This is a genomic window from Actinophytocola sp., assembly GCF_045807065.1.
Classification (GTDB): Bacteria; Actinomycetota; Actinomycetes; order Mycobacteriales; family Pseudonocardiaceae; genus Actinophytocola.
In genome coordinates this window covers 1-7,036 of record NZ_JBJMIE010000806.1, presented here as the reverse complement: position 1 = coordinate 7,036, position 7,036 = coordinate 1, and the positions used below count along the sequence as shown (strand labels likewise).

The window sequence follows — 7,036 nt, the reverse complement described above, 5'->3', positions numbered from 1 at the left end:
TTTCGGCCCGTTCGCCGGCGAGGTCCACCGGGCGCCGATGGCCTACCCGTACCGCTGGCCGACCAGGCCGGAGCGCTGCGCGGAGGAGGCCGCCGACGCTCTGGTCGAGCTGGTCGACCGGCAGGTCGGCGCCGGCAACGTGGCCGCGGTGATCATCGAGCCCATCCAGGGCGAGGGCGGTTTCGTCGTGCCGGCGCCGGGCTTCCTGCCAAGGGTGGCGGAGATCTGCCGCGAGCGCGGCATCGTGCTGATCGCCGACGAGGTGCAGTCCGGTGTCGCCCGCACCGGCCAGTGGTTCGCGTGCGAGCACGAGGGCGTCCAGCCGGACCTGGTCACCACGGCCAAGGGCCTCGGCGGCGGCCTGCCGATCGCGGCGGTGACCGGCCGCGCCGAGCTGATGGACGCGGTGCCGGCCGGCGGCCTCGGCGGCACCTTCAGCGGCAACCCGGTCGCGTGCGCGGCCGCACTCGGCGTGTTCGAGGAGATCGAACAGCACGACCTGCTGACGAGGGCCAGCACGATCGGCGCCCGGATGCACAAGACCCTCACCGCGTTGCGGTCCGGGCACGACGCGGTCGGCGACGTCCGCGGCCGGGGCGCGATGATGGCGATCGAGCTGGTGGGCGCCGACCGCACACCGGCCCCGGGCCTGACGGCCCGCGTCGCACGGCGCTGCCACCAGGAGGGCGTGCTCGTGCTGACCGCCGGCAGCTACGGCAACGTGCTGCGCCTCCTCCCCCCACTGTCCATTCCGGACGCTCTGCTCGCGGAGGGCATGGACGTGCTGGCGGACGCGGTGACGGCGGAGGTCAGCCGGCCATAGGACCAGGAGCGGCCGAGACGGGCACGCGGACGCCGCCGAGGTCACCCGGCGCTAAGCGCCAGGAGCAGTTCCGCACGCACGTGCGCGTCGTCCAGGTCCACGTCCAGCAACGCGCGGATGCGGTCGAGGCGGGCACGCAGGGTGTGGCGGTGCACGCCGAGCGCGGTGGACGTGGCCTCCGCGTGTCCGTTGTGCTCCAGGAAGGCACGCAGCGTGTCCACCAGGTCGGTGCCCGCCAGCGGCCGCAGCCGGGCCGCCGCGAGGTCGGCCAGTACCGCGCGGGTCTCCGGGGTCGCGGACAGCACGTGCCCGGCCAGCGACGTGAACCGCACGAGCGGCACGTCGCGGGCCCGGGCCACCCGCGCGGCGGTGACGGCCTGGCGGAGTGCGGCCGGCAGTCCGGCCACCGGGCACGCGGCCGACCGTCCGACGTGCCCGGCCACCTCGTCGAGGTCCACCTCGGAGGGCACCAGCACGACCGCGTGCCCGTCCCGCACGGTGGCCAGCACCGGCAGCCCACGCTCGGCCAGCACCCGGTCGGCGGCGGCGAGCACCCGCCGGGGATCCGCGTCGAAGACCACCACCACGGCCAGCTCCTCCGGGACGGACGGGGCGAGGGTCCTCCCAGCCGTGCCGTCGAGCAGCAGGTCGCACAGCGTGGTGCCGAGGCGGTTCAGCTCGTCGCGGGCGCGGCGGGGCTGTTCCCGGTCCAGCGCGATCAGTGACACGGCGTGCCCGAGCAGCAGCCGGTCGGCCGGGGTGGTGGCGGTCTCGGTGACCAGCACCAGCCATCCGTGCACGCGCCTGCCGACCCGCACCACCTGACCGAGCAACGAACCGTCGGGGCCGACGCTGGCGGTGCCGTCGGCGGGCGGCGCGGCCCGTACCTCGGTGATCCGCGCGGCGTGGTCACCACGCAACCCGTGTGCGGCGACGGGTTCGTCGCCGCCCGGGCCGAACAGGGCGACGCCGCCGCCGGTGATCGTCGCCAGCTGTCGCACGACCGCGCTCGGCCCGCCCCGCAGCGCGGCCCGCGTCATGTCCAGCTGTCCGCGGGCGGCCCGCGTGACGCCCTCGTACTCCAGCTCGGCCAGCCGTTGGCTCACGGCCCTGGTCACCGCGACGAACGGGGTGGGCAGCGGCACCTCGACCAGCGGCAGCCCGAGCCGCTCCGCCGTGTCGACGAGCACGTCCGGCACCCGCCGGAACGTCAGCCCGACCCCGAACCCGAGTGCGCCGATCCCGGCGGCATCGAGGCGCTCGACGTACGCGCGCCGGTCTCCCGCCGGTCGCGGCAGCCGCAGGCCGGTGGTCAGCAGCAGCTCGCCGCCGTCGAGCCACCGCTGCGGGTCGGCCAGCTCGATGCTGTGCGCCCACGTGATCCGCCGGTCGAGCGCGTCCTTCCCGGCCAGCACGGTGAGTCCGAGCTCCCGCCGCTCGACCAGCCACCGCACCGGCACACCCGTCTCCGCCACAGGGCCGATCCTCGCAGGTCGGGCCCTCGGGTTCAGCACGACGGGATGGTGGGCTCCACGGTGCCGAACGGTGGCCGGGCCGTGGGGCCCGGCCACGTTCTCGTCACGACACGGGCACTGTGCTCACAGGAGCGACACCGCCTTGTCCAGACCCGGGGTCCCAGCCGGCGAACAGGTCGGCCGCGGTCGTGGGCGGGTAGTGGTCCGGCGCGACGCCGACGGTCCACGATCTCCTTGTTCGCACAGATCTCGTGGTACTTCGGCAGCATGAGCGCGGTCTCGTTGTCCAGCGGGAACCCGTCCCCCGGCCCGGAAACGGCACCCCCGGTGCGCGTGCGACCAGCGTGCCGAGCTTCAGGTCCTTCGCCGCGCTGGAGAACGAGTCGCAGGCCGACGCGCAGCGGCGGTCGGTGAGCGCGACGAACGGCAGGTTCAGCAGCTCGACCGAGTCGTCGGTGCGGTTGGCCGGTCCCTGCGTCGCACCAGTAACTGGTGGTCTTGCCGTGTGCCAGCGCGCCGAGCAGCGTGGCGACCGCCTCGGGCTGCTGCCGCCGTTGCTGCGCAGGGGTCGAGGACCACGCCACCGCGCTTGATATGTCCGATGGGGGTAACGGTTGTTCCGCTGTGACGACCAAGCAGACGAAGATGGCCTGGCAGGGGAGAGCTGATGGATCGAATGACGGGGGCGGAACAGGTCGCCGCGGCTGAGCGTGCGGCAATGGACGCGTTGTTCAGTGAACAGGGCCGACAAGATCCCCAGTCTGCGCTGCGCTCGTCGGCGATCGCGGGCTGTGGCTACGCGTTCGTCCAGGAAGTGCTGCACGATCCACGGTTTGTGGCGCCGGTGGTGCCGCCCTCCACGGATCTGATGTTCCAGGTCGTGTCACGGTTCATGGCGCGGCTGCCTCCGGCACCTCATAGCGCCGTCCGGAGGCACTTCTCAGGCTTGTTCACGCCCCGCCGCGTCGACCGGTATCGCGAGCGGATCGCGGCGCGAGTAGACGCGCTCATCGACGCTCTGCCGGCGGAAGGGCCGGTCGATCTCGTCGCCGCGTTCACACGGCCCCTGCCGTTTCAGGTGATCTCTGACGTCCTCGGCGTGCCGTCGGACCGCCAGGACTGGTTGACGCAGGCTGTCGACACCTTCGGCCGGGCCGTTGCCGGTCAGCGCGATCATGCCAATGTCGAACTGGGCAACGCCACCGCCGCGGAGATGCTCAGCTACTTCGAGCAGGCGCTGACCGATCGGGCTGAGTACCCGCGAGAGGATGTGCTTTCATCGCTGGCCGCCGAGCCGACGACCGCGGAGGCACGAGCCGATCTGCTTGCCAACTGCATCTTTTACGTCCTGGCCGGACATGTCACCACAACAGCACTTCTCTCGGCGGGCGTGCACTTGCTGGCCGAGCACCCCCACCAGTTGGCCCAACTGATGGCCGGCCCCGAGGGATGGCCGGCAGCGGTGGACGAGCTGCTGCGTTTCGTGTCGCCAACCACCCTGACCGGGACGACCGCCAGCGTGGACGCTGAGGTCGAAGGTCACCCGGTTTCCGCCGGCCAGCACCGCATCCTCGCGTTCGCAGCAGCCAATCGCGACCCTGAGGTCTTCACCAACCCCGACGAATTCGACGTCAGCCGCAGCCCGAACCCGCACCTGGCGTTCTCGGCCGGCGCCCACTACTGCCTGGGCGCGCCGCTGGCCCGGATACACGCCGAGATCGCCCTGCCGGCATTGTTCACCCGACTCCCGGGTCTACATCCGGTCGCCCCGCCCGTGTGGCGGGCCAGCGTCCCTGTGCGACAGATCGCCCGGCTATCTGTCGAATGGGACTAGCCAACGGATGACACGCTGTCATGCGCTGCGGCGCTTCGCCCACAAGTCGTGAGCCACCGAGCGTGCGGCACGAGGCTGTTGACAACATGCATGGAAGTTGTCTGATTCGCAACAAATCGGACGAGAATGACTGGCATGACTGGGTGGAAGCGGTGGATGGCCGCAGCGGGCTTGGTGGTAGCCGGGGCGATCGTGCTGGTGGTGGCTTTGCGGTCTCCTGGTGGGTTGCAGTCGGCCGGCGCGGTAGGTGGGCTTGTCGCGTCTCTCACGCCCCTCGTGCTGGGGTTGGTCGTGTGGGTTCGCCGGCCACCGTCGGTGGTGTTGGCTGTTTCGACGGTTGAGCAGGCGGATGCCGCGCAGCGTCAGTTGGCCAGTCAAGTACTGGGGCAATGGCGTGACGAGATCATCGTTCGTCAGCTGGATGATCCGGGGCCGCTCGCGGTGCGGTGGCGGTTCACCGAACTGGACGTGGTGGATCGTGCGGAGCTGGTTTCGCGCGGGAATCCGTTGCGGTCGCTGTTGGGCGGTGGGCGGCGGCGGTTCACAGGTCGCACCGATCAGGTCGGCGAAATGACCGCGGAGTTCCGCAAACTGAAGCGGCGGCGGCTCGTGCTCTTGGGGGACCCAGGCATGGGTAAGACCACACTCGCCGTGCTGTTGCTCCGCGACCTTCTCGAGCACCCCGAGCCGGGTGATCCGGTTCCGGTTCTCGTGTCGATGTCCGACTGGGACCCCGACGCCGAGTCGTTGCCCGAATGGCTGGCCCGCCGGCTGGCCGAGGATTACCCGGCGTTGCGGGCGGGCGTCTTCGGTCCGGACGTCGCCCGCTCGTTGGTGACGCAGCGGCGGGTGCTGCCGGTCCTGGACGGCTTGGACGAACTACCCGCCGAGGTCCGTCCCCGGGTGCTTGTTCGACTGAACGAGGTCGCCGCCGATCCGCTCGTCCTGACCTGCCGAACCGCGGAATACCAGGCCACGGTCACCGCTTCAGGTGGAGACGCGCTCACCGGTGGTGCCGTGATCGAGCCCAGCCCACTCACACCCGCGGACGCCGCCGCCTACCTCACAGCCTGCCTCCCACCCAACCCTGGCGGTGAATGGCAGGAGTTCCTGACCATGCTCACCCGCGACCAGCGCAGCCCCATCGCCGAGGCGCTGTCGACCCCACTAGCCCTGTGGCTGCTGCGCCGTGTCTACGTCGACACCCGCGCCAACCCGGCACCGCTGCGCGACACCACCCGGTTCCCCAACGCCGACGCCATAGTCGACAACCTGCTCGACCACTTGGTGAAGGTACTCGTCAACACCAACCCACCCCGGGACGATGACGACGAGCACCCGTTCCGCCCTCGGCACAGCTGGGAGCCAGCCAGCACCGCGGAAACATTGGCATTCCTCGCCCACCACCTGACCACAAACGGGACCCGGGATCTGGCCTGGTGGCAGTTGGACCACGTCGCACCACGCTCGGTCTCCCTCATGTCCGGGGCGATCGCTGGGATCGCGCTGGGGCTCACCGTGCTGCTCTACGAATGGGCACTGGTGGGACTCATCGACGGTCTGCTCATCGCGCCGGTGCTCGGGCTTGTGTTCGGAATCGTCGTCGGGATCGCGAACACGCTCACCATCACGCATGTGCTCGTGCTCACCTTCGGCCTCAACCTGGTGGGCGCGGCCGTGGGCACCGGCATGGTCGAAGGCGAACCCGTGCTCGGCGCCGCGCTTGCCGTCACGGGCGCGATCCCGATCGCGATCGTCGCCGCGCTCGCTGCCAGAGCCAAACCGACGGACCGACCGGCCTACGCGGATCTCCGGCTGCGCGGCCGAACGCGATCACTATGGCGAGTAATCGTTCGCTGGGACCGGCGCGTGCTGGCGTTCCGCTGTGTGCCCAGCTTCGCGGTCGGGCTCGTCCTCGGCTCCCTTCTGGGACTCGCGGGCGATCTTCCAAACGGACTGTTCGCTGGAATGGTGTTCGGGCTGGTGTTCGCATTCGCCACCTGGCTGGCATCCGGCCTGATCGACTGGGCCGAAACACCGGTCACCGACGACCGCCCCCGCGCGCCCAACATCACCTTCCACCGCGACATGCGGTTGGTGTACGTCAAATCCCTCGCCGGGGGAATCGCACTCGGCATCGCCTTCTGGATCCAGAACACCTTCACCAGCGAAAGAGGACTAGCCACCGGTGCCGGGATCGGCCTCCTCGTCGCCGTCACCATCGCCCTCGGAGTCGGCCTCCACCAACCCGCCGGACGCTATCTCGCCACCGTGGTCATCCTGCACACACGCCATCACACCCCACTCCGACTACTGACCTTCCTCGATGACGCATACCGCCTCGGACTACTCCGCCGAACAGGCCCGATATATCAAATCCGACATGCGAGGCTGCATGACCGCCTCGCCCAGAAACACACGCAGCCGACACTCAACAATTGACGGTGATGTGCAGACACAGGCCATCGCGCACCGCGCGTCACCGCACTCCGCTGTCCGTTCTCATCCATCGTGTCAGGGAACCAACCTCTGGCCTGAGGACCGACCGTTCCGATGAGACAGAACGCCTTGCCGTCTGGCGCAGCGGTAGTTGGCTCGACCGCCCACGTCACCGTCGTCTCAACGACCATGTCATCGCGCAGGGGCTGTGAGCCGGGGAGCTGACACCTGTGCTGAGACGGCGACGCCTTGATGAGCCACGGGACCACAGCTGACTGCCAGCTTGGCTGGAAACTCGCCAGAGTGGTGAGACAGACGGCCGCACCGGTGAGAACCTGCCAACTCCGGTGACAACGGACAGAGGTCGTCGCGAGCCTCAACGATCATGACGGATCCGCCAAGATCCCTGGGACCCTACAGGTCCGGTTCTGCCGGCGTGTTCATCGGAAATCGCGTGAGGCGGCG

At 69.9% G+C, this 7,036-nt stretch carries 5 protein-coding genes; 4 read left to right on the top strand and 1 reads right to left on the bottom strand.

Features of this window, described 5'->3' with window-relative positions; translation table 11 throughout:
- Positions 1-823: aminotransferase class III-fold pyridoxal phosphate-dependent enzyme (locus tag ACJ73U_RS46625; RefSeq protein ID WP_407784239.1), on the top strand; the 823-nt coding region annotated here is incomplete at its 5' end.
- Positions 824-864: 41 nt separating this feature from the next.
- Here ACJ73U_RS46625 and ACJ73U_RS46620 read toward each other — a convergent pair.
- Positions 865-2,298: a PucR family transcriptional regulator gene (locus tag ACJ73U_RS46620; protein ID WP_407784238.1), complete on the bottom strand. Its 1,434-nt coding sequence runs from the start codon at positions 2,296-2,298 to the stop codon at positions 865-867.
- Between the two features lie 344 nt (positions 2,299-2,642).
- On the opposite strand from ACJ73U_RS46620, the gene ACJ73U_RS46615 reads away from it, so the two are divergent.
- From ACJ73U_RS46615 to ACJ73U_RS46605, 3 genes are all read left to right on the top strand, one after another.
- Entirely contained in the window at positions 2,643-2,891 is a 249-nt protein-coding gene (locus ACJ73U_RS46615) for a hypothetical protein (RefSeq protein WP_407784237.1), read from the top strand.
- A 74-nt stretch (positions 2,892-2,965) separates the two neighbouring features.
- Positions 2,966-4,132, top strand: coding sequence for a cytochrome P450 (locus tag ACJ73U_RS46610; RefSeq protein ID WP_407784236.1), 1,167 nt, complete (start codon positions 2,966-2,968; stop codon positions 4,130-4,132).
- A gap of 156 nt (positions 4,133-4,288) precedes the next feature.
- The gene (locus ACJ73U_RS46605; RefSeq protein WP_407784235.1) at positions 4,289-6,574 is read left to right on the top strand and encodes an NACHT domain-containing protein; all 2,286 of its coding nucleotides are present in this window, start codon (positions 4,289-4,291) and stop codon (positions 6,572-6,574) included.
- Positions 6,575-7,036 lie beyond the last annotated feature (462 nt).